A 21,527-nucleotide genomic window follows, 5' to 3' on the forward strand; every position below is an offset into this window, starting at 1 on the left:
AAACTTTTCAAATAAAAAAACCCCTTTTAAATAAGAGGTTAAAAGAAATCCATAAGAAATGGAGGTTTTAGTTGAAAGTCGTCATCAAGCCGTTTGATTTCAGATACCGGTCCTTTTATCATGCCTGCTTCAAAAAGGAAACGGGCACTTCTGGCGCCTAGGAAGAAAGCGGTTAAAGAAGATATGCTGCATTCTATTAGATGGTCAGATGACTCTTCTGAAACGATCTGCACCTGCTGCGAATCGACGCGGAAAGTCTGTTGATTCCACGGTGCCCATTGATCCGTTACCTTAAAGTCAAAGGGAGCTGTTACCCGAGATTTTGGATATTCCCGTAAAAAACCTTCAACGTCAACGATGCGCGCCATACTATAAGGATATATCTCTTGTTTGACCCGGGGTTCGGCAGTTAAAAAATCAAGATCTTCCTCCATCCGTACAGTCAGTTCCGCTTCATTTAGCATCGAATCATGCTGGCAAATAAAATTCCACAAGCCTCTCTGTGCCTCTCTGTTCAAATAAACAAATTCCTCAACCCGCATCGTTTTATTTTTGATGTCATACACAAGATATCCACAGGGCACCCCATCTTCAGAGATGTACATAGCTTTCATTCCATGGATCTTCTCTGTCCAATGCTCCTTTGAACGCTTCATCAGCCCATTATGCTTCGTTCTGTACTGATTATAGATGGCATTCACTGCATCTGTTTCATCCTTTTGAAGCCTCCTCACGTCCCCAGGGGCATCGCCTAGTTTTTGAAACTGTTCTTTAAGGTAAGTCAGGCGTTTTTGATAGAAACAGAGTTCCCAGCCAAATTTGCGGTAAAAGGAGATCAGGAACGGATGCAAAAAGCTGATGGTTTGGTTTCTTTTCTTCATAACCGCTAGAGCGTCTAGAATAAGTTCCTTTACTGTTCCTTTTCTTCTGTATTCTGGCCAGGTTGCTACCCCTGCAATACCTCCCATCTTCATCTCCTGCTCTTCCAGCATAACAGAAAAGGGAATGATGTGAAGCTTAGAAAGGAGTTTCTCTTGTTCTTTGATTCCGATGATGTAATGGTTCTCTAAAGCTTTTACTTTCTCTTCTCGTTCCTCAACACTAAGTTCTTTCTGAAAAGCATATTCAGACATACTGATTACTTCCCGCCAGTCTTCTTTTTCAAGCTTTATTACCTGATACATCTACATTCCCCCTGTTCTAAAAGAAAGCTCCGTACAATCTCCTATCTTATAAAGCATAAAAATAAGACAATAGGTCTAACTCATTTTCACGAAAACGTGTATCAATTTCTGGAAAACATGGTATAATAATTGTAACAGAATGTTCAAAAAACAATCACAAAACAGACACAACTCAGTTCCTCTATTTCATTTTTGTAAACGTTATCACAAAATGAAAGGAGACGGGTATGATGGACATGTTTTTTGCTTACTTATTGGTTGCCAGCGCAACGCCTCTCTTTATTTGGCTTGATAACAAAAAAGTCGCACTCTCAGCTATTCCGCCAATCATTTTAATGTGGGTATTCTTCTTCTTTTACGCAACAGAAAGCCTTTCTCCACTAGGACACACTCTCATGATTATCTTGTTTGCCGTCAACGTCATTGTCGCTCATATCGCCGCATTTATCATTTACGGCCTTCCGTATCTTCGCAGAAAGCGAAGCAGCTGAAGACAGCAAAAAACCCTCTTCCAATGAAGAGGGTTTTTGTATTATTCGTTATGGCCTGAATGCTCTGAGTGTTCAGCGCCTCCAGGAGGATTTCCGTCCATATGGTCACCATGGTGATAGTGAGCCGCGAAAATCCAGATGGATCCAAGTACGATAACGATCGCGCCAAAGAATCCGAACAGCGTGTTTCCAACTTGGATTGTGCCGTTTTCGCTCTCTGTCATGTGCATGAACATGAGAAGCTGCAGCGCCGCCTGAATGAAGGCGAAACCGAAGATAATCCAAAGTTTTGCTGATGAGCTCAGGTCAGTGTACACCGCTACCCATAGAGCCAGCAGGGTCAAAACGATAGACAGTGCAAAACCTACAATGTGCTTCCATGGAAAGTGACTGTGTTCAGCAGATTTGTTTGCCATTTTACAGACCCCCCAATCCCATGAGATAGACACCTGTAAAGATGAAAATCCATACAACATCTAAGAAGTGCCAGTACAAGCTTGAGATAAAGATTTTAGATGAAGTTTGCGGAGTTAAGCCGCGTTTCTTCAACTGAATCAGAATTCCTGTGATCCAGAAAATCCCGATTGTTACGTGAGTTCCGTGAGTTCCAAGTAAAACAAAGAATCCAGACCAGAACGCACTTGTACTGAGAGCCGCTCCTTCATGTACATAGTGAACAAACTCGTTGATCTCGCATCCGACGAAGCCGGCACCGAGAAGAAGAGTGATAATTGTCCAAATGACTACGCCTTTTAAACTTCCGCGGCGCATTTCATGAACAGCGATCCCGCAGGTAAAGCTGCTGATCAGCAGCAAGAACGTCATAATCATTACCAGATTGACTTCAAATAGTTCGTCTGGCAAGACACCTCCAGCTGTTCTGTTTTTAAGAACGAAGAAGGTTGCAAATAGTGTTGAGAACAACACAATTTCTGCCCCTAAAAAGATCCAAAACCCGAGAATATTAAGTCTGCCGGTTTCAGATTGATATTCCATAGGCGCGTTAGAATTGCCGTGTTCTGCATGTTCCATAACTCACGCCTCCTTATTCGGAAATCTTTCTTTCCGTCTCTTTTATTTCATCAACACTAATGTAGTAGCCGTTGTCGTATTCGAATGAACGCAGAACCATGCAGAGCAGGACTCCGATCAATCCGACTACGCCCATCCAGTACCATTCAAATACCAGTCCAAAGCCAGCGAGACCGAAGGCAACAGACATAAAGAACGGTCTGCCTGAGTTGCTTGGCATATGGATTTTCTTGAATTTGCTTTCAGGGTATAATTCAGTTTTTTCTTCTTTCATATGCAGGAATGCATCTTGAGATTTGACTTCAGGAAGCACCGCAAAGTTGTAATGCGGCGGAATCGCAGAAGAAGTCGCCCAATCAAGCGTACGTCCCACACCCCATGAATCTCCGCTGATTTCACGAGTAGAGTAACGGAAGCTGTAGTAGATGTTATAGCAAAGGATTAAGAATCCTACACCCATCATGAAAGCTCCGACAGTTGAGATAAAGTTCAATGTTGTCCAGCCGTCGTTCGGTCCGTATGTGTAAATACGGCGAGGCATGCCTTGAAGCCCCAAGAAATATTGCGGGAAGAAACAAATATTGAACCCGATCATAAAGATCCAGAAGAACCATTTTCCGATTCTTTCGTTCAGCTTGTGGCCGAACATTTTTGGATACCAGAAAATAAATCCGGCGAAACAAGCAAATACAGTACCCGCGATCAGCACATAGTGGAAGTGAGATACAAGGAAGTACGTATTATGGTATTGATAATCCGCTGCTGCCATCGCAAGCATAACCCCTGTAACCCCGCCGATAACGAAGTTAGGAATGAACGCAAGCGCCCACAGCATAGGTGTTGTAAAGCTGATTCGGCCTTTATACATTGTAAAGAGCCAGTTAAAGATTTTAACCCCGGTTGGGATTGAGATTGCCATTGTCGTAATTGAGAAGAATGAGTTAACGGACGCACTGTTCCCCATTGTGAAGAAGTGGTGAGTCCAAACTAAGAAACTCAATACAGAGATGGCGATAATAGAACCAACCATCGCTTTGTAACCAAACAATTGTTTTCTTGCAAAGCTTGAGATGATTTCTGAGAAAATACCAAACGCCGGAAGAATAACGATATATACTTCAGGATGTCCCCAAATCCAGAACAAGTTAGCCCAAAGCATCGGCATACCGCCTGCTTCCAATGTGAAAAAGTGAGCGCCGAACAAACGATCAAATGATAAAAGTGCTAATGCTACTGTAAGTACAGGGAACGCAAACACGATAATAACCATTGTGATCAGTGTTGTCCATGTGAACATTGGCATACGCATTAATGTCATGCCTTTTGTTCTCATTTTTAAGATTGTTACCATAAAGTTGATCCCTGTCATCAGGGTACCGATACCGGCAATCTGAAGTCCGAGGAGGTAGTAGTTCTCACCCGGCCCAGGGCTCATGTCGTTACTTGCAAGCGGCATATAACTCGTCCAGCCTGCGTTCGGAGAACCTCCGATAACGAAAGAAATATTGAAAAGCATCGCCCCTACAAAGAACGTCCAGAAGCTCAGGTTGTTCAAGTAAGGGAACGCAACGTCGCGGGCACCGATTTGAAGAGGTACAACAACGTTGATAAGACCGATTAAGAACGGCATCGCCATGAAGATGATCATGATTGTACCGTGAGTTGTAAAAATTTCATTATAGTGGTTTGAGTCTAAAAAACTGTTATTCGGAAGCGCTAGCTGGGCACGCATCATCAGACCGTCGACACCGCCGCGGAATAACATAATTACAGCAGATATAATGTACATGATTCCGAGTTTTTTATGGTCAACAGTAGTTATCCATTCAGACCACAGCCATTTCCACTTTTTGAAGTAAGTCAGTACAAAAATAATGGCAATGGTTGAAAGCGCAATGGAAACTTGTGCGCCCAGAATTAATGGGTCACCAGTTACGAAAAATTCGTCCCATTTGAATTTCATGCAGGCTTCCTCCTTTCCTGATCAATATCATTCTTCTGTATCATCAGACTTCTTAAATTCGTTTTTCTTTACGTTTTCAAACGGATCTGTTTTAGAGTGCGGTGAAACGGCTTGATAGCCAAGGCGTTTGCGCGCCTCCATCGCGTACTCAGCGTCTTGTCCGTGATCAACGTATTTCAAGTGAGTAGAAGAGAACGTTAATTCGTCCACATTTTCAGGAAGCATCAATTCATCATACTTCTCTTTTGTCAGCTTAGGAGCCTCGTTCTGAGTCTTTTTCACCCAGCTGTTAAAGTCTTTTTCTGTAACTGCATTCACATCAAACTCTTGGTCTGCAAAATGTTCACCTGTGAAGTTCGCGTTGCGGCCTTCGTAAGTACCCACTTTGTCAGCCTGTAAGTATTGATCCATCAGCATTCCTGCCATCGCATATTTTTGCCCTCCAAGCTGAGGAATCCATAGCGAAGCCATTGAATCTGCAGATGAGATTTTGAACAAGATCGGGCGGTCGACAGGAATGTTTAAGTAGTTGACCGTTTCAATATCCTGTTCAGGGTAGCTGAATACCCATTTCCAGTCTACCGAAGTAGCATAAACAACAAGAGGCTCTTTATCTTTTGTTGCTTCAGGAGCTTTTTCTAACGAATATATCGTCTGTACTGTTGGCACAGAAAGTGCAATGACGATTAAAATTGGGATCACTGTCCAGACTACTTCTAAAAACGTGTTACCGTGAATTTCTGGGTTATAAGATCCATTATCTTTGCCTTTACGGTCGCGGTATTTTACTAAAATAATGGTAAATAGAACAAAGACGACCCCGACGATAAACAGCATAAATCCGATAGATAACAGGATTAAATCACTTTGCTGTTCAGCTACAGGTCCTTTCGGATCTAGTACTGAAGCATTGCTGCATCCCCCAAGGACGAAAACCACAGTTAACAGCGCTAATACAAGCAACGGTTTTAATGCTCTGAACAAGAAGATCACCATCCTTCCTATTGATGTAATAAATCTGAAGTGCATACTTCCTCAAAATCTTTTCTCTACTTTGTTATGCTATCAAAAACTTCACTTATTAGCTTTATTTTTTTATAAACTTCATCCCATTTTCGCTTAAATGTCATAAAATCGACAAAAATTGCTCCAACTTTATTCACATCTATCGCTTAAGATGAAAAGTTTCTAGTTATTTCCGCATATAAGTAAAGAAAAGATGATGAAGAACTAATTCTGACAAATAAAGGTTTACCACAATAAAAAACTTAGGTCAATCAAAAATTTCATTTTGTTAAACTTTCTAGATAGAAATTATTTTTTCCTTGTCTAGCATCTTTTCACACGGTTACCATTTTAACGCATCAAATATTGAAAGAAAAGGCGCAATGAAGAGCCAATATGCTCTGAATTGTCCGTATTTTTTAATGAGAGCATCCAGTTGTTTATCTTATACAAAAAAGAGGAATGATATAAGCAAATAAATAAAAAATAGGATGTGTTGCATGATGAGTTTTCTTATTTCACTTATCGTCGCTATTATTATCGGATGGCTTGGAAGCCTGTTTGTAAAAGGAGATATGCCCGGAGGAATTATCGGGTCTATGATCGCAGGTCTTATTGGCGCCTGGATCGGACACGGGCTGCTTGGAACATGGGGGCCGCACCTAGCCGGATTTGCCATTATTCCAGCGGTAATCGGTGCAGCCATTGTTGTCTTTCTAGTAAGCCTGTTAACCAGAAAAAGAGGATAAAAGCAGCAGCACCCGAAGCGTCAGCGCTTTGGGTGTTTGTTTTGCCATAAAAATCGAAAAAGCCTCAACCCTAGCGGTTGAGGCTTTTGACTGGTTTGACGCCCAACTGGTCGATAAACCTTCTGAAGGCCTGTTTTCCTTCTGTTGTCTGTTTAAACACACCGGCGTGTTCAAGAATGCGAGCGAATACATGTCCCAGCTCTTCTTTTATGACTAGATCTGCATTCTCTTTTGTTATGGTTCTTTTTTCCATCATCCGAATAGCCCACTCACTATGTTTTGCCGTGAGCGGATTTTGTTCTAAAGCTGTTTTCGGATCAGCAGAGCATAGCGCCGCTGCCGTTTCTTTCATTTCCTCCTGTAAGCGGCCCGGCAATATCGCCAATCCCATGACCTCAATCAGGCCGATATTTTCTTTTTTAATATGGTGAACTTCCTTATGGGGATGAAATATCCCTAATGGATGCTCCTCATCCGTCCGGTTGTTCCTCAGTACGATATCGAGTTCGTACAAGCCTCCCCTGCGCCGCGCAATCGGTGTGACCGTATTATGGGGCGTATCGCCTGTATAGGCGGCAATGGCGGCTTTTTCATCGGAATACGTCTGCCACGTGCGGAAGATATGGTCAGCAGCTTCGGCGACGTGACCCGGTTCGTCTCCTTGGAGCCTGAGCACAGACATCGGCCACTTCACTAAGCCCAGCGACACGCCGGGATAATCTTTTAATTCATAAACGTCTTCCGCTTCTGCACGTGCCATTGGAAAATCATGCGCGCCGCCTTGGAAATGATCATGGCTTAGGATGCTGCCGCCGACAATCGGCAGATCCGCGTTTGAACCGATAAAATAATGCGGATACTGCCCGAGAAATGACAGCAGCCTTTCAAATGTTTTTTTGCTGATCTCCATCGGTTCATGTTCACCTTTTAAGACAATGCAGTGCTCCGGATAATAGACATATGGCGAGAATTGCAGGAACCATTGTTCGTCCTCAAGGGTGACCGGAATGATTCTGTGATTTTGCCGGGCTGGATGATTCACGCTTCCCTCGAACCCGACATTTTCTTTACACAGCAAACACATCGGATAATTTGTCTGTTCCTGCTCTTTTGCAGCCGCAATCGCTTTCGGGTCCTTTTCAGGCTTTGATAGGTTAATGGTCATTTCCAGTTCGCCATATTCGGTCGGCACCGTCCAATGAACATTTTTGGCGATTCTGTCAGTCCGTATATAATAGACATCCTCTGAATATTGATAGAATTCCTTTGTCGCCTGTTTTGGGCCGTATAATGCTTTTGTCTCTTCAAATTTGCGAATGACCTCTGACGGAGCAGGTACAAAACAGCCCATCAGCTTTGCGCTGAGCAGGTCACGGTACGTATCTGTATCCGCTTCCATTCGGCCGGTTTCGGCAGCCCATTTATAGATGGGAGCGAGCAAGTCCGGCAGGCTTTGTGACTGCTTGATGCAGATGCCGGAGACCGGCTCGGGATGTGTGATGGCCAGCGCTTCATAAAGACGGTTTCTCGTATATTCCCGATCCCAGATCGAAATCAATTTTCGTTCCAGGCCATACTCAAGCAGCTGTTCCAGATGTTCAATAATACTCATATGTCACTCCCCCTTTAGTTCTCTCGCTCCCTCTCCGATATCCGCGACATAAAAATCCGCTCGGAGCCCTGTTTTTTCTTGATATCTGTCTCCAACCTTCTGAATAAAATCATCAACGAACTCATCTTTTACTATGCTGATGGTGCATCCGCCAAAGCCTGCTCCCGTCATTCTTGACCCAATTACACCTTCGTGATCCCATGCCGCAAACACAAGCTCATCAAGTTCAGGGCATGTTACTTCATAGTCATCCTTCAATGAAAGGTGGGATTCCTTCATTAACTGCCCGATTTCATCTATATTGTTCTCTTTGAACATATGGGCCGTCTTAATAGCACGATGATTTTCGTATACAGCGTGCTTTGCCCGGCGTCTGTTCGTTTCATTTTGGATCAGGCTGGAATGCGCATCGAAATCAGAAGGCTTGATGTCGCCCAGTGCGGCAATATCGAGGCCTTTTTTCAGATCAAGCAATGCATCAATGCATTCTTGGCGTCTCGTATTATAGCTGGAGTCAGCCAATGTCCTTTTTTTGTTCGTGTTCGCGATGACCAGCGCGAGGCCTGAGACATTGAGTTTGCTATATTCATAGTCAAGCGTGTCGCAGTTCAGCAGCATCGCATGATGTTTTTTCCCCATTCCAATTGCAAATTGGTCCATAATTCCGCAATTGACGCCGATAAAATGGTTTTCCGCATGCTGCGCCATTTTCACAAGCTCAAGCGCATCTACTTCAGGATGAAAATAGCTTTGGAGCACGACCCCCATCAGCAGTTCAATAGAAGCGGAAGACGACAGCCCCGCCCCGTTTGGAATATTCCCTGAAAATACAATGTCAAAGCCATGGGGAACTGCATATCCCCTCTGTTGAAATTCATAAATCACGCCTTTTGGGTAGTTCGCCCAGTCGTCTTCTTTTTGATAGCGAATATTGTCAAGGCTGCATTCCTTGATGCCTGCGTTTTTAAAGTTATCTGAATACATCCGGACAAGCCCGTCTTTTCTTTCTGCAACAGCAGCATATGTACCCATTGTCAGCGCGCACGGAAAGACATGCCCGCCGTTATAGTCTGTATGTTCTCCAATCAGATTCACTCTTCCAGGTGCGAAAAAAAACCGTAACCCCTCTTTTTCTCCGAATACACTTGCAAATATCCCCTTTAGCTCTTCCCGCATGTGCAATCACCTTTCTGGTTTTTATTTTTTATTCCCCTTATTTCTCCATAGAAAACGGCAGATCATATGCTGCAGTCCTCTCATACCCCTTCTTCCTTTGTTTTTTTAAAGACGAGCCATTTGCTCGCAACATAGTTGACGACAACAATGACCGCGTTGTCGAGTATTTTGGCCAAGGTTTCATTTGTATTGAACTGGCCGACAAGAATGATCATCATGCCTAAATCTATGCCGAGAGACAGGACCCGAACGCTGAAAAAAGCAGTGAGCTCTTTCAGCAGGCTCTGCAGATCATGTGTTTTTTGCTGAAACACATATAATTTATTTGTTATGTAAGCAAACAGCACGGACAAAATCCAAGCGGCGACAGTGGCGGCTTTGTAATCCACATTCATGATCTCTACCAATATATAAAAGCTGGCGATATTCACAATGGTTGTGAAAACCCCCATAATGATATACATAATTATTTCTCTATACTTCACTGATGTTCCTCGCTTTCTGAAAAACTTTTCAAAATTCTTGGCCTCTCGTGCTCTCTGTCTAAAGTAAAAAATACCGAGAGTGCGTCTAAAAAGCTGCGGAAGGTGGCTGGCTGGCCCAATACATATGATTGTTTGATGATTCCGTCGAGGACTGCACATATTATTTTAGCCGTATATTCAGGATCAATACAGGCGTCAATCAGCTTTCTCTCCTTCAGCCACTTAATATATAACACATTTTCTTCCACCCACAATTCGTACAGCCGGACATAGGCCTTGCATTTCTTTAAGACTTTATATGTCGGCATGTTCATGGCAAACGAGGTGATGTCCCACGACGGCTTATTTATGTAATAGGAATAAAGCAGTTCTGCAGCGTGTTTTGCAGCCTCGTCCAATGTCAGCGATTTCACTGACTCCCGCTCCATTTGATCAAGATACCCTATAATGATCTTTTTTTTCATCTGACGTTTTTCGAGAAGGTACAGCAGAAAATCGTCCTTGCTGACAAAATGAACATAAAATGCTCCTTTGCTGTACCCGGCGGCTCTGCTGATATCTTCTACAGAAACCGGATCATACGCTCGGTCAATCAACAAATTCACGCCAGCGTCTATAAAACTTTCAAATGTTGCTTCTCTTTTAATTTGAAATTTGTTTTTTTTCATATTTTTCTCCTGGCGGTAATGATTACCCTTATCTTACACCGGATCAATCTTTAGCGGTATTTATTTCTTTGAACGGTTATGCTATTCGGTTTCCCAGGGGTCATTTTTAATAGGCTAAATGATTTATTTTCATTTACATACTATCCAGTCAGTATTTAATTGTTTATTATTATAAATAAGGTCCATTGGTTATATTAGTCATTTTTTTAGGGAATAGGTAGGTGGTTTTTCCTTCAGTTTGTGAACACCGAGCAACTATGTGTGAAATTTGTTGTACTCGCCTCATCATCGCGCTGGCTTGTCTTTTATTGCCCGCATGTTGCAGGAAAACATTTTATACAATTGGAGGTTACTATGAAAACTCATGTTAAAAAAGATTTGGACAAAGGTTGGCATATGTTAATTCAAGAAGCTAGATCCATTGGATTAGGCATTCATGATGTGAGGCAGTTTTTAGAATCTGAGACAGCATCGAGAAAGAAAAACCACAAAAAAACCGTCCGGCAAGACTAGTCCGAACAGGCGGATCTATTTACCTCTGGCTTTTCTATCACCTGATCTGAGTTTTCACCATATCCTCTATTCAAAAGCAAATCGCTGCGCTGAGCTTGAGGACAAACGGTGTGTCAGCTAACTACGACAGACAGCCGGTGATGCGATCACCTCTTGGCACATGCATTGTCATAAAGAGGTGATGCGAACATGATAACCGTGCTCTGGTAAACAGCAGCTTTGCTGAGAACAAGCTGCATTCGGTGAGGTTTTGAAAGCAAACTCGTTTATACACGGCCGAGCTTGAAAACCTTCGCCTGTCTTTAGACCACTGTGTTCACCTCTTCACGACTTCCTTCTTTTTTCATCCTCCAGATATTGTTCAACGCATAAATCGGACTTTCAGTACATACCTATTGGTGTACCTTTTTGCTTACGTTTAGCGAATAAAAGGAGGAAAGCCATGTACAAAGCTGATTATAAACAGATTGCTGCAACGCCGTCTTTTCAAGCTTTTTTAAAGCAGAAACGCGCTTTTATTGTTCCTTCTGCGATTTTCTTTTTTGTTTTTTATTTTTCACTCCCTGTTTTGACATCTTATTTCACCTTTTTGAATGCACCGGCCATTGGAGCTGTTTCATGGGCTTGGCTGTTCGCCATCGCCCAATTCGCTATGACCTGGATACTGAGTACTGTGTATTCCCGGAGAGCCGCCCATTTCGATAAGTATGTAAGCGCTTTAAAAGAGGATCTGAAGGGTGAACAGACATGAATATGACTGCTTTTTTATTATTTTTGGCGATTGTTGGCCTGACGCTTATTATCACGTATTTTGCCGCGAAGCGGACGAAAACGACGAGTGAGTTTTATACGGCGGGCGGCGGGCTCACCGGCGTTCAGAATGGACTGGCAATTGCCGGTGACTACATGTCTGCCGCCTCGTTTCTCGGGATTGCCGGAATGATTGCGTTATATGGATTTGATGGCTTCTTTTACAGTATCGGTTTTCTGGTGGCTTATCTCGTTGTCTTGTACATCGTGGCGGAGCCGCTTCGGAATCTTGGAAAGTACACGATGGCAGACATGATTGCCGCTCGCTTTAAAGAAAAGAAAATCCGCGGTGTCGCGGCTCTCAATACCATTGCCATCTCTACTTTTTATATGATCGCCCAGCTCGTGGGGGCGGGTGCGCTGATCAAACTGCTTCTAGGGCTGGATTATACCGCGGCTGTCCTCATCGTCGGAGTGCTGATGACCATTTATGTCGTGTTTGGCGGCATGATCGCGACAAGCTGGGTTCAAATTATTAAAGCCGTTTTGCTGATGGCCGGCACACTCGTGATTTCGATTATCGTGTTTTCAAAATTCGGCTTTAGCCTTAATACCATGTTTGAACAGATGAAAACGGCTACTCCGCTGGGCGCTGATTTTTTGAACCCCGGAAATAAATACAAGGTGCCGCTTGAGACCTTGTCGTTAAACTTGGCACTCGTGCTGGGAACCGCCGGGCTTCCGCATATATTGATCCGGTTTTATACCGTTAAGGATGCCAAGACGGCCCGTACATCCGTTGTGTCAGCGACATGGATTATCGGTGTGTTTTACATTATGACGGTGTTTCTCGGCTTTGGTGCCGCGGCATTTGTCGGTTTTGACGCGATTACGGCGGCTGATCAAGCGGGAAATATGGCGGCTCCGCTTTTAGCAAAAGCGCTCGGAGGAGACTTTCTGTTCGCGTTTGTATCAGCCATCGCCTTTGCCACCATTTTGGCTGTCGTGACAGGGTTGGTGCTGTCTGCCGCCTCAGCATTTGCCCATGATATTTACAGCCAGATTATCAGAAAGGGAGAAGCAACTGAAAAAGAACAAATGAAAGCGGCCAGATGGGCTTCTGTCGCCGTGTCAGTACTCTCGATTCTCCTTGCGATTTTTGCACAATCCTTAAATGTAGCGTTCCTTGTTGCACTCGCGTTTGCGGTAGCCGCCAGCGCAAACCTTCCGCTGATTGTGTTTACAGTCTTCTGGAAACGATTCAATGCCTCAGGCGCTTTATGGGGCAGCCTGACAGGCCTGATCAGCGCGCTTGTGCTGGTGTCGATGAGCCCTAGTGTGTGGGACCCGGCCGGAGGTGCTATTTTTACCGGTGATCCGCTCATTCCGCTGTCTAATCCAGGGATTATTTCCATCCCGCTTGGCTTCCTCGGCGCGTGGCTCGGAACGGTGCTGTCGTCTGATAAAACAATTGATGAAGATACGTTTGCGGAAATACAGGTGAAGGCGCATACTGGCATCCATATGGAACAGGAGTAAAAAAGCTCTCTTTATAGAGAGCTTTTTCCTTGTCTTTTCTTCTGTTCGTCAGAAATCGCTTTTTCAAATACATCCTTGCCGGCAGCACCTGGAATTACAGTGTCGCCGATAATAAAGGTTGGAACGGCTGTGATGTCAGCCTCTTCATAAGCGTGCTTCAAGGCTTGGCGCTGCACGTCCTGATATGTTCTTGTTTCCAGTGCTGATTTGAATGATGCACCGTCTAATCCCACTTCCTCGGCGAGCTTCGTCAAGATGTCAATATCGCCGATATTTTGGCCCTCTTGGAAAAACGCCTGAAAGACACGGGTGTTGTATTCATGTCCTTTATTGTATTCCTTCGCAAAATGGAAGCCTTCAAACGCAAGGTCTGTATACGGATGGGGCGAGACGTTTGGAAAATTGATCTCGACCCCTAATTTCTCCGCCATTGGCTGAATAGATGTCTGCCACATGTACTGTTTGGAAGGATCATTGACCGGATCAAGCTGAGGAGATGGGCTTGGGCGCAGTTCAAACGGCATCCACTCGACTTCAACATCCTTTCCTTTTATCGCTTCTTCAAAAGCGGCTTTTCCAACAAAACAAAATGGGCAGACGTAATCTGAATAAACTTTAATGTGTACTGTCATGATAATCTCCTTTCGTATAAATTGATTTTAAACTGTAACAATTAAAGTTACAACTGTTTTTTAAATAAAGAAGCCGATTTAGGCTTCTTTTATGATTCCAGCAAACGCTGGGCAATATATTCTCCTTTTTTGCAGCCGCCTGGGCATGCATATAAAGCAGAACCGATTGTTTGTGTATATTCGTTTAACGCATCCTTTGCTGAAAGAGCCTTCAGCATCGGGATAAACTGATTGTCGGGATTTTTTTGAAAACTGATAAACAGGAGACCTGCATCCATATAGCCGGTTTTCGGATCAAGTCCTTCTGTGTAAGAGAAAGCTCTTCGCAAAATTTGTTTTCCCGTAGATTTCGCTAGACTGACGTGTGAATTAGACGGAATTTGATTCAGCTTCACGGGATCTGTTTCCTTTTTCTGCCCAAAAGGCGCCCCTGAGCTTTTTCTGCGGCCGAAGGTATCCTCTTGGTCCTTAAGGGAAGAGCGGTCCCATATCTCAAGGAACATTTTGATTTTCCGGAAAGCCATATAGGTGCCGCCCGTCATCCAGTCAGGCTCACCGGACTGAACCCACACGATCGAGTTCATCAAGCTGTCATCCTCCGTGCTCTGGTTGCCTGTTCCATCTTTAAACCCGAAGAGATTGCGCGGTGTTTCGCCATTTTTTCCTCCGCTTAAAAAGCCTTTGTTCACAAAGCGGACCTCACAAGTGCCGACCGCTTGATTTAGCAGGTTACGTAGCGCGTGAAACGCCACTTGCTCGTCGTCTGCACATACTTGAATGCAGATGTCCCCGCCTCCCTGCTTTTCATCCAGGTTGTCATTGGGCATCGCTGGAAGAGCGGCTAGGTGCTTCGGTTTTTTGCTTTTCAGCCCGAAGCGGTCCTTTCCGTCTTTTTCAAAAAAGCCAGGACCAAATCCGAATGTGACCGTTAAGTTGGAAGGGGATAAATCAGCAGACTCACCTGTATCCTGCGGCGGCAGATATTGATTTCTCTGCTCAGCTGACATTTTCTTGCCAGACGTCAGCATCTGTGTGAGACTTGTCCAGTTTCTAAATAACGTAATGATGTCGCTTTTGTCTTTTGCTGTTACATCCAGCGCAGCAAAATAGACATACGTTTGATGGGTAGTTGTGATTCCGGCCTGATGCTTTCCGTAAAACGGAACGACCTGATCATCCTCTTTTTCATCCTTTTTCGATGACTTGGCCGCGGTCTGCACAAGCGGAGCGAGTCCGCCGAGTCCGCTGGCACCAATCGCAACGGCTGCCCCCGCCATTGCCCCCCATTTTAAAATGTCCCGTCTGTGAATTTGTTCTGGCTTTTTTTGTTCATCGCTCATGCTGTTACAAAACTCCTTTTATAGCACATTCGCAATCTTCGACATGGTTTCAGAAAGAGTCGTCAGCTTTGTGCTCAGCTCTCTGATTTGCTTTTCACTTAATTTATCATAAGACGTATAGGACTGATCATTTGTTTTGTATTTTGCCATTAAAACTTCAAATTCGCTGAACTCCGTATCCAGTTTTTCCGTCAAGTCGGAGTGATCTTTTACAAGCGCGCTTTTCACTGTTTGATAAACGGCTTCGGAGCCTTCCACATTTGCCATAAGGTCCACTAGATCAATTCGTGAGTAGCGCTCTTCTTCTCCCGTGATTTTCGAAATTCCGGCTTCGTTCAGAAGCTCCATCGCGCCTGCAACAATTTGTTCAGGTGTTAATTTCAGTGATTGAATTGAACCGTCAAGCTCTTTTACATCCTTGAGAAGCTGGTCAGCTGTTGCCTTTTCCCCGGAAATATCTTGATCCTTCCAAATGGCCTTCTCAAGCTTATGGAAGCCTGTCCATTTGTCTCCTTCTTCAACATCGTTTTCTCGAGCATCAATTTTCGGGTCAAGATCTCCAAGGCTTTCAGCGATCGGTTCGATACGCTCGTAATAAACACGCGCTTTCGCATATAACGTTTTAGATTTTTCGATATCGCCGGATTTCACAGCACTCGTAAATGCTTCAGTCGCTTTGACAAGCTGGCCACTCTGCTTTTTGACATAGCCTTTATACTCATCCGCTGCTTTTGCCAGCTGATCGCTAGCCTTTTTGCCGCTCTTCTTCGCTTCTGTCAGGTCTTCTAAGGACGCTTTCAATGACTCGGATTCTGTCTTGATTTTTGCTGTATCCGGTTTGTCTTTTTGCGCTTCTGTGTAGATTGGCTGAAGATGTTTTTCGATTTCTGTATATTCGAATGGATAGTCGCTGCGAATATCGTTTTCAAAGGAAAGCCAGTAGCTGTTTAACTCTTTCCCCTTCTTTTCAATCTCTTTTTGGTCTCCTTTTTCCGCTGAGTCATTCAGCTTGGAAATGATGGTTTCCATTTTATTTACGGATGCGGTGATTTCTTTAGTGACCCCGCTTTTTTCAGATGAAGCTTTTTCTTTGGTTGAAGATGTGTCGTTGGCTCCGCAGCCTGCGCACAGCGCAAGGATGCATCCGGCTGATACAGCGATTTTTGTGAAATTCATTTTGTCAGTTCCTTTCCGTTTGTAAAATGTTTTGCCGCTTCTGAAACAAGCGCAATCAGTAAAAAGAGTAAAATCAATATTTGCGGAATCGTGCTGTACACAGACGGATAAATTCCTAGCACCGATACAGACGGCAGCCAGCTTTCTGCATCAGACGGAAGAATGCCCGCCAGTTGAAGGCTGTGAACGCCGGTTCCGAGAAATTTCACGCACATATACAGGACAACCGCCATTGATAGAAGAAAAAACGGCTTCAATGGAATGCGCATTCCGAGCTTGATCATCAGAACACCGACGATGACGAGAACGATAAGCCCTGCGGCAGTTCCGCCGATCAGTTCAGTGAGCGGGAGCTTCCCGACAAGCCCGATGAAAAAGATGACCGTTTCGAGACCTTCTCTTACAACTGCCAGAAATGCAATGAGCGCAAAGGAAAGCAGGCTTCGTTTTTTTAGTGCCTGTGACTTCTGGATATTGATTTTTTCTCTCCATTTATCCATTGAGGCATTTCTGTGCAGCCACACCCCGACATACAAAAGCATGACAGCGGACAGTACGCCGGTAACGCCGCCAAGCAAGAAATTGTTTTCTCCGAATACACTGGAGGAGAACAGAACCGTGACACCGATGCCGGCTGCTAAGGAAACAGCCATGCCGGCGGACGCTCCGCCCCAGATCCATGTCGAGGAACGCGTAACCCGCGCTTTTTTTGTCATGGTTAATAGCGCTCCGATGACAAGGAGGGCCTCCATTCCTTCACGAATCGGGATCAGCGCCGCATCCCACCAGCTGTAGCTGCTTGAAGCGATCGGCTCGAGCAATTGAATCATTTCGTCAATTTGCTTTGATACCTTTTCAGGATGGCTGCCGATCTCCGCCTTCATCAGAGCCAGATTTTCCTCCGATGTCGTATAGGCTTCTTTCGATTGGGAAACGACGTCTCCCTCAACAGCGAGCCAGGATGTAACTAAATTGTCGATTGCGGATGACGCTTCATCCAATTGCTTTTTTTCTATGAACTGTTTTGTGTCTTTCAAGCTTTGTATATAGGCTGTTAAGGACGCCCTTGATTGACCTGAGGATGTCTTTTTCAGCACGACAGCCTGCTGATAGGTTTCTAAATGAGACGCAAGCTCTTCAAGCTGTGTTTTGAGCTTACCTGCGTCTTGATTGATAAAAGAAAGAGAAATCATCGCGATATTCGCGTCCATTTCACTGTGAAAAGAAAGGTTTTCTTTCTTAATAGAAGGTTCTTCTTTTTTCCACTTCGCTTTGAAGGTTTCAAACGTTTGTTGTGCCGAATCCATATCCCCGTCTTTTACGGATTTGATCATTTGCTTGTTTAATTGAATTAATGCGGCGATCGGATCATCTTCCGCATGTGCCGCAGAACCGAAAACCATCAACAAGCTGAATAGAATAAGTGCCAGCCCCCGAGCCATCATGTTCCTCCTATAATTGAAAATGATTATCATTGTATAACATAATCATAGCCAGTTCCTGTCCTTTGTCAATTAAAATTTGAAGGTCTGAAAACCTTGATGGAAAGCAAAAAAGCTGTCCTTTTACAGAACAGCCTTTTGAAGGAAGAAGAACGTTTATCTTCTTGTTTTATACGTTTGAATTTCTTCATGAAACTTGAATGCAGCACTCTCAGGATCCTCCGCCTGACTGATGGCGCTGATCATACTGACACCATCGGCCCCCGCTTGGATAACAGGTGCGGCATTATCTATTGTGATGCCGCCGATGCCGACAATTGGAATGCTGATGCCTTGACGGCGCACTGCTTCGATAAGAGATACACCCTGTACCGCTCTCGTATCCTTTTTCGTTTCAGTCGGATAGATCGGCCCAAGCCCGACATAATCCGCTCCGTCTTCTTCGGCTTGCTTCACCTCAGACATCGTATGAGCGGAAACGCCGAGAATCATATCACCTATGGCAGCTCTTACCTCTTTCGCATTTGCGTCTTCCTGGCCGATGTGGATACCGTCAGCTTTCAGCTTCAGAGCCAATTCCAAATCATCATTGACAATGAACGGAACACCAGCTTCACGGCAGGCTGCCTGCGCTTTTTCAGCAAATTCAATCCGAGCCTCTCCTGTCAGCGCATCCCCGCCTTTTTCACGGAACTGGTACAGGGTGGCACCGCCTTTTAACGCTTTTTGTACAACTGCAACAGGATCGGCTTTCGTATTGTTTGACCCCATAATGAAGTAAACAGATAAAAACTCTTTCATCATTTCCCGAGAAATACGAGTCATGAGACAGTCACCCTTTCTATAGTCGCCCATTCTTGGACGTCTTGTTCAGTAACAGTTGAAAGCTTGTTCAACAATTCAATCTGAAAGCTTCCAGGGCCTTTGTCAGCCGTCTGCTGTGCGGCAAGCTGAGCTGCGACTCCATACGAGGAAATGGCCGCGATAGCAGCAAACAATGGATTTTCTTCCACAGCGCAAAACGCACCGACGACGGAAGTCAACAGGCAACCAGCGCCTGTCACTTTTGTCAGCAGCTTGTGGCCGTTATGAAGGGTATATACATTTGATGTATCGGCAATGACATCGACTTCACCAGTAATCGCAATGACCGTGTTTAGCTTTTGTGCCGCTTGCTGAACCAGCCGGATGATGTCGCCTCCGCCTTCACCCGCATCAACACCTTTGATCCGCCAATCCGTCACACCGACGGTATGGGCAATTTCCGCCGCATTTCCTCTGATTGCAGCAAGGCGAACCTCACGAATGATGTCACGTGCCGATTCAGTTCGGAACGGTGTTGCTCCGGCACCGACAGGATCAAGAATGACGGGAACGCCATGTTCATTAGCTGATTTTCCCGCGATGATCATCGCTTCGACTGACTCCTTGCTCAGTGTTCCGATATTTAAAACGAGTGCACCCGCAATTTTCGCCATATCGGCGACCTCTTCTTTTGCGTACGCCATAACGGGCGATGCGCCGAGGGCGAGCAGGCCGTTTGCTGTGAAATTCGTTACGACATTGTTGGTTATGCTATGCACCAGTGGGCTGTGCCGGCGGACAGCCGTAAGACATTTTGCTGCTGATTGTGCATCCATGTTTGCATCATCCTTTACTATCTTTTTTCGGGTCCCATAAATACGATTTCGTATGTTCGAGCCAAGCTCTGGCGGCAAACGACAAGTACCGGTCCTTTCTCCAAATAATGGCGAGGTGCCAAGGGATGACCGGATCAACAAGCGGAATGACTTTCACTTTTTCCGGGTCAAGGCCGCGGCAGATCCGTTCCGGCAAAAGCCCGATCCCAAGGTTGGCTGATACCATCTCACTAATAAAATCCCATTGTGATGTTTCATAAATGATATGGGGTCGGAACCCAGCCTTGATACATTCCGTCATAATTCGGTTGTGCAGGACAAAATCCTCCCTGAAGAAAATAAAAGGCTCGTCCTTCAACTCACGCAGCTGACATTCTTTCTCATCAGCCAGCCGGTGGGAAGGGTGAACGACAAGCATTAAGGTTTCTTTTACGATTGTAAACGAATGAAAGATATCTTCGTTTGCAGGAAGGACCACAACGCCGATATCAAGAGAGCCGTCCCCGACACCTTCTTGGACTTTTATAGAACCGTCTTCGACTAGCTGAAAGGTGACATTCGGATAGTTTTCACGGAAATCGCCGAGCACTCTCGGGAAAAACCCCGATCCAATCATCGGCGGCAGTCCAATCCGTACGTGCCCTTTCTTGACTTCCATAATATCATTTAATTCTGACGTCAGGTTTTGAAATGATTTAATGATTTCCTGCGCCTGCACATACATGCTATGACCGGCATCAGTCAGTTCCACCTGCCTGCCGTTTCGGTAAAACAGTTCAATTCCGAGCTCTTCTTCTAAATTTTTGATCATTTTTGATATCGTCGGCTGAGAAACATAAAGGGATTGGGAAGCCTTCGTAAAACTTTTTAAACGGGCGACTTCCAAGAAATATGTTAAATGGCGGATATCCATGTGCTTCACCCTTTCTATAGACAAAAGGAATACTTCTTATTCTTAATATATATTTTACCTATAGCGAGACCTTATGTACAATAAGTATATAAGGGAGGCATCAATATGAAAAAACTGTTGCTAACCGTTATTCAAATCGCTCTGTTATTTATATTTGCTCGGCTGATTAATTGGGTGACAGCCCTTCTTCATATAAATATTCCCGGCAGTATAATAGGGATTGTGATTCTTTTCACATTATTGCACTTTAACATTATCAAGCTTGAATGGATAGAGCTTGGTGCAGCGTGGCTTCTCGGGGAGCTGCTTTTATTTTTTATCCCGTCTGCCGTCGGAGTGATTGAATACGGAGACATTATGTCGAAATTTGGTGTCAGCATTCTGCTTGTTGTCATCATCAGCACGTTTGTCGTGATGGTGTCTACAGGAACGCTTACACAACTCATTGCAAAGAGAAAGGAGAAAAAGCATACGTGTTCATCGGAATTGTAAGTTTGTTTTTAACGGTTTTGGTGTATTTAGGAGCAAAAAAGGTATATCAACGCTTTCCGCGTGTTTATACGTCGCCGCTATTGGTGACGCCCGCTGTGTTAGTCGGTCTGCTGCTGCTGGTGAATGTCCCGTACGAGTCCTATAATCTCGGCGGCGGATTGCTGACCGATATGCTACAGCCGGCCACCGTGGCATTCGCGATCCCGCTATATAAATATTTCCCTGTTTTAAAGAAATACGCAGTGGAAATTATTTTGAATGTGGCCGTCGGTTCATGCATCGCGATTATTTCTACCGCTCTTATTGCGAAATGGCTTCACCTCGGCACCGGCTTAATTGACAGCCTCGTCCCGAGATCAGTGACAACGCCGATCGCGATGAACGTATCTGAAATGATCGGCGGAATGCCTGCCGTCACAGCCGTGTTTGTGATTTTAACCGCTTTGCTCGGCACAGTGATCGGCCCGATGGTCATCCGTTATTTCCGCATTGATAACGAAATTGCGCGGGGCGTGCTGCTTGGCACAAGCGCGCACGGAGCGGGAACGTCAAAGGCATTTGAGCTTAGCTCTGTGTCCGGCACGATTTCCAGCGTATCGATGATCTTAGCTGCGATTATGACGCTTTGCGCGGCGCCGTTTTTGCTTTCATTTATGTAAAAAACTGTCCTCTCGAGGGCAGTTTTTTTTATGTGCTTCCCCTTATTGAAAAGCTGGCGAATTCCA

23 protein-coding genes are annotated in these 21,527 nt (G+C 44.7%); 7 read left to right on the forward strand and 16 right to left on the reverse strand.

The features are described 5' to 3' along the window. Window positions 1-38: 38 nt before the first annotated feature. Entirely contained in the window at window positions 39-1,184 is a 1,146-nt protein-coding gene (locus tag AC07VD_RS03750) for a GNAT family N-acetyltransferase (protein ID WP_125121061.1), read from the reverse strand. 227 nt (window positions 1,185-1,411) lie between these two features. Between AC07VD_RS03750 and ywcE the strand changes: the two genes are divergently transcribed. Next, on the forward strand, window positions 1,412-1,675 hold the full coding sequence (gene ywcE, locus AC07VD_RS03755) for a spore morphogenesis/germination protein YwcE (protein ID WP_003227411.1): 264 nt from the start codon (window positions 1,412-1,414) through the stop codon (window positions 1,673-1,675). A 41-nt stretch (window positions 1,676-1,716) separates the two neighbouring features. On the opposite strand, the gene qoxD is transcribed toward ywcE, so the two are convergent. From qoxD to qoxA, 4 genes are read right to left on the reverse strand one after another with little or no spacing between them, the layout of a single operon-like run. Further along, entirely contained in the window at window positions 1,717-2,091 is a 375-nt protein-coding gene (gene qoxD, locus AC07VD_RS03760) for a cytochrome aa3 quinol oxidase subunit IV (RefSeq protein ID WP_015384989.1), read from the reverse strand. A 1-nt stretch (window position 2,092) separates the two neighbouring features. Continuing rightward, a complete protein-coding gene (gene qoxC, locus AC07VD_RS03765; protein ID WP_003227409.1) occupies window positions 2,093-2,707 on the reverse strand; it encodes a cytochrome aa3 quinol oxidase subunit III in 615 nt (204 codons plus the stop codon). A gap of 13 nt (window positions 2,708-2,720) precedes the next feature. Beyond that, complete coding sequence (gene qoxB, locus AC07VD_RS03770) at window positions 2,721-4,670, reverse strand: cytochrome aa3 quinol oxidase subunit I (RefSeq protein WP_003227407.1); 1,950 nt, start codon at window positions 4,668-4,670, stop codon at window positions 2,721-2,723. A gap of 27 nt (window positions 4,671-4,697) precedes the next feature. Beyond that, on the reverse strand, window positions 4,698-5,663 hold the full coding sequence (gene qoxA / locus AC07VD_RS03775) for a cytochrome aa3 quinol oxidase subunit II (protein ID WP_010886637.1): 966 nt from the start codon (window positions 5,661-5,663) through the stop codon (window positions 4,698-4,700). A 515-nt stretch (window positions 5,664-6,178) separates the two neighbouring features. Between qoxA and AC07VD_RS03780 the strand changes: the two genes are divergently transcribed. Next, window positions 6,179-6,424 (forward strand): GlsB/YeaQ/YmgE family stress response membrane protein, encoded by a 246-nt coding sequence (locus tag AC07VD_RS03780; RefSeq protein ID WP_009968363.1) that lies wholly within the window; start codon window positions 6,179-6,181, stop codon window positions 6,422-6,424. A gap of 70 nt (window positions 6,425-6,494) precedes the next feature. Here AC07VD_RS03780 and galT read toward each other — a convergent pair whose 3' ends face one another. The 4 genes from galT to slrC all read right to left on the reverse strand — a co-directional run bounded on the left by galT (window position 6,495) and on the right by slrC (window position 10,365). Beyond that, window positions 6,495-8,036, reverse strand: coding sequence for a UDP-glucose--hexose-1-phosphate uridylyltransferase (gene galT, locus AC07VD_RS03785; RefSeq protein ID WP_212128916.1), 1,542 nt, complete (start codon window positions 8,034-8,036; stop codon window positions 6,495-6,497). A 3-nt stretch (window positions 8,037-8,039) separates the two neighbouring features. Further along, window positions 8,040-9,212: a galactokinase gene (locus tag AC07VD_RS03790; RefSeq protein WP_494721539.1), complete on the reverse strand. Its 1,173-nt coding sequence runs from the start codon at window positions 9,210-9,212 to the stop codon at window positions 8,040-8,042. A gap of 80 nt (window positions 9,213-9,292) precedes the next feature. Continuing rightward, window positions 9,293-9,676, reverse strand: coding sequence for a GtrA family protein (locus AC07VD_RS03795; protein WP_003227398.1), 384 nt, complete (start codon window positions 9,674-9,676; stop codon window positions 9,293-9,295). A 17-nt stretch (window positions 9,677-9,693) separates the two neighbouring features. Then, window positions 9,694-10,365: a transcriptional regulator SlrC gene (gene slrC / locus AC07VD_RS03800; protein WP_003227396.1), complete on the reverse strand. Its 672-nt coding sequence runs from the start codon at window positions 10,363-10,365 to the stop codon at window positions 9,694-9,696. Window positions 10,366-10,719: 354 nt separating this feature from the next. Between slrC and slrA the strand changes: the two genes are divergently transcribed. The 3 genes from slrA (at window position 10,720) to AC07VD_RS03815 (ending at window position 13,167) form a co-directional block, all read left to right on the forward strand. Then, on the forward strand, window positions 10,720-10,878 hold the full coding sequence (gene slrA, locus AC07VD_RS03805; protein ID WP_003243648.1) for a transcriptional regulator SlrA: 159 nt from the start codon (window positions 10,720-10,722) through the stop codon (window positions 10,876-10,878). Window positions 10,879-11,320: 442 nt separating this feature from the next. Further along, window positions 11,321-11,629: a DUF485 domain-containing protein gene (locus AC07VD_RS03810; protein ID WP_003227392.1), complete on the forward strand. Its 309-nt coding sequence runs from the start codon at window positions 11,321-11,323 to the stop codon at window positions 11,627-11,629. Continuing rightward, window positions 11,626-13,167 carry a solute symporter family protein gene (locus AC07VD_RS03815; protein WP_326224479.1) on the forward strand — a complete coding sequence of 514 codons (1,542 nt, stop codon included), beginning with the start codon at window positions 11,626-11,628 and terminating at the stop codon, window positions 13,165-13,167. The genes AC07VD_RS03810 and AC07VD_RS03815 overlap by 4 nt, the downstream gene beginning before the upstream one ends. Window positions 13,168-13,178: 11 nt before the next feature. Here AC07VD_RS03815 and AC07VD_RS03820 read toward each other — a convergent pair whose 3' ends face one another. From AC07VD_RS03820 to cidR, 7 genes are all read right to left on the reverse strand, one after another. Beyond that, a complete protein-coding gene (locus AC07VD_RS03820; RefSeq protein WP_014478353.1) occupies window positions 13,179-13,799 on the reverse strand; it encodes a DsbA family oxidoreductase in 621 nt (206 codons plus the stop codon). An 89-nt stretch (window positions 13,800-13,888) separates the two neighbouring features. Continuing rightward, window positions 13,889-15,139 (reverse strand): iron uptake transporter deferrochelatase/peroxidase subunit, encoded by a 1,251-nt coding sequence (gene efeB, locus AC07VD_RS03825; RefSeq protein ID WP_494721538.1) that lies wholly within the window; start codon window positions 15,137-15,139, stop codon window positions 13,889-13,891. 18 nt (window positions 15,140-15,157) lie between these two features. After that, window positions 15,158-16,315, reverse strand: coding sequence for an iron uptake system protein EfeO (gene efeO / locus AC07VD_RS03830; protein ID WP_015384997.1), 1,158 nt, complete (start codon window positions 16,313-16,315; stop codon window positions 15,158-15,160). After that, entirely contained in the window at window positions 16,312-17,757 is a 1,446-nt protein-coding gene (efeU, locus tag AC07VD_RS03835) for a ferrous ion permease EfeU (RefSeq protein WP_129092801.1), read from the reverse strand. The genes efeO and efeU overlap by 4 nt, the downstream gene beginning before the upstream one ends. Before the next feature lie 156 nt (window positions 17,758-17,913). Further along, a complete protein-coding gene (gene thiE / locus AC07VD_RS03840) occupies window positions 17,914-18,582 on the reverse strand; it encodes a thiamine phosphate synthase (RefSeq protein WP_494721537.1) in 669 nt (222 codons plus the stop codon). Next, window positions 18,579-19,397 carry a hydroxyethylthiazole kinase gene (gene thiM, locus AC07VD_RS03845; protein WP_129092803.1) on the reverse strand — a complete coding sequence of 273 codons (819 nt, stop codon included), beginning with the start codon at window positions 19,395-19,397 and terminating at the stop codon, window positions 18,579-18,581. Before thiM ends, thiE begins: the two co-directional genes overlap by 4 nt. A 7-nt stretch (window positions 19,398-19,404) precedes the next feature. Continuing rightward, the gene (gene cidR, locus AC07VD_RS03850) at window positions 19,405-20,310 is read right to left on the reverse strand and encodes a cidABC operon transcriptional activator CidR (protein ID WP_003227377.1); all 906 of its coding nucleotides are present in this window, start codon (window positions 20,308-20,310) and stop codon (window positions 19,405-19,407) included. 105 nt (window positions 20,311-20,415) lie between these two features. Here cidR and AC07VD_RS03855 point away from each other — a divergent pair, with 105 nt between their 5' ends. Both AC07VD_RS03855 and AC07VD_RS03860 read left to right on the forward strand, forming a co-directional pair. Next, window positions 20,416-20,802: a CidA/LrgA family holin-like protein gene (locus AC07VD_RS03855; RefSeq protein WP_003227375.1), complete on the forward strand. Its 387-nt coding sequence runs from the start codon at window positions 20,416-20,418 to the stop codon at window positions 20,800-20,802. Next, entirely contained in the window at window positions 20,784-21,461 is a 678-nt protein-coding gene (locus tag AC07VD_RS03860) for a CidB/LrgB family autolysis modulator (RefSeq protein WP_003227371.1), read from the forward strand. Before AC07VD_RS03855 ends, AC07VD_RS03860 begins: the two co-directional genes overlap by 19 nt. The last annotated feature ends 66 nt before the right edge of the window (window positions 21,462-21,527 follow it).

The organism is Bacillus sp. GW821-FHT01G09, from assembly GCF_059422205.1.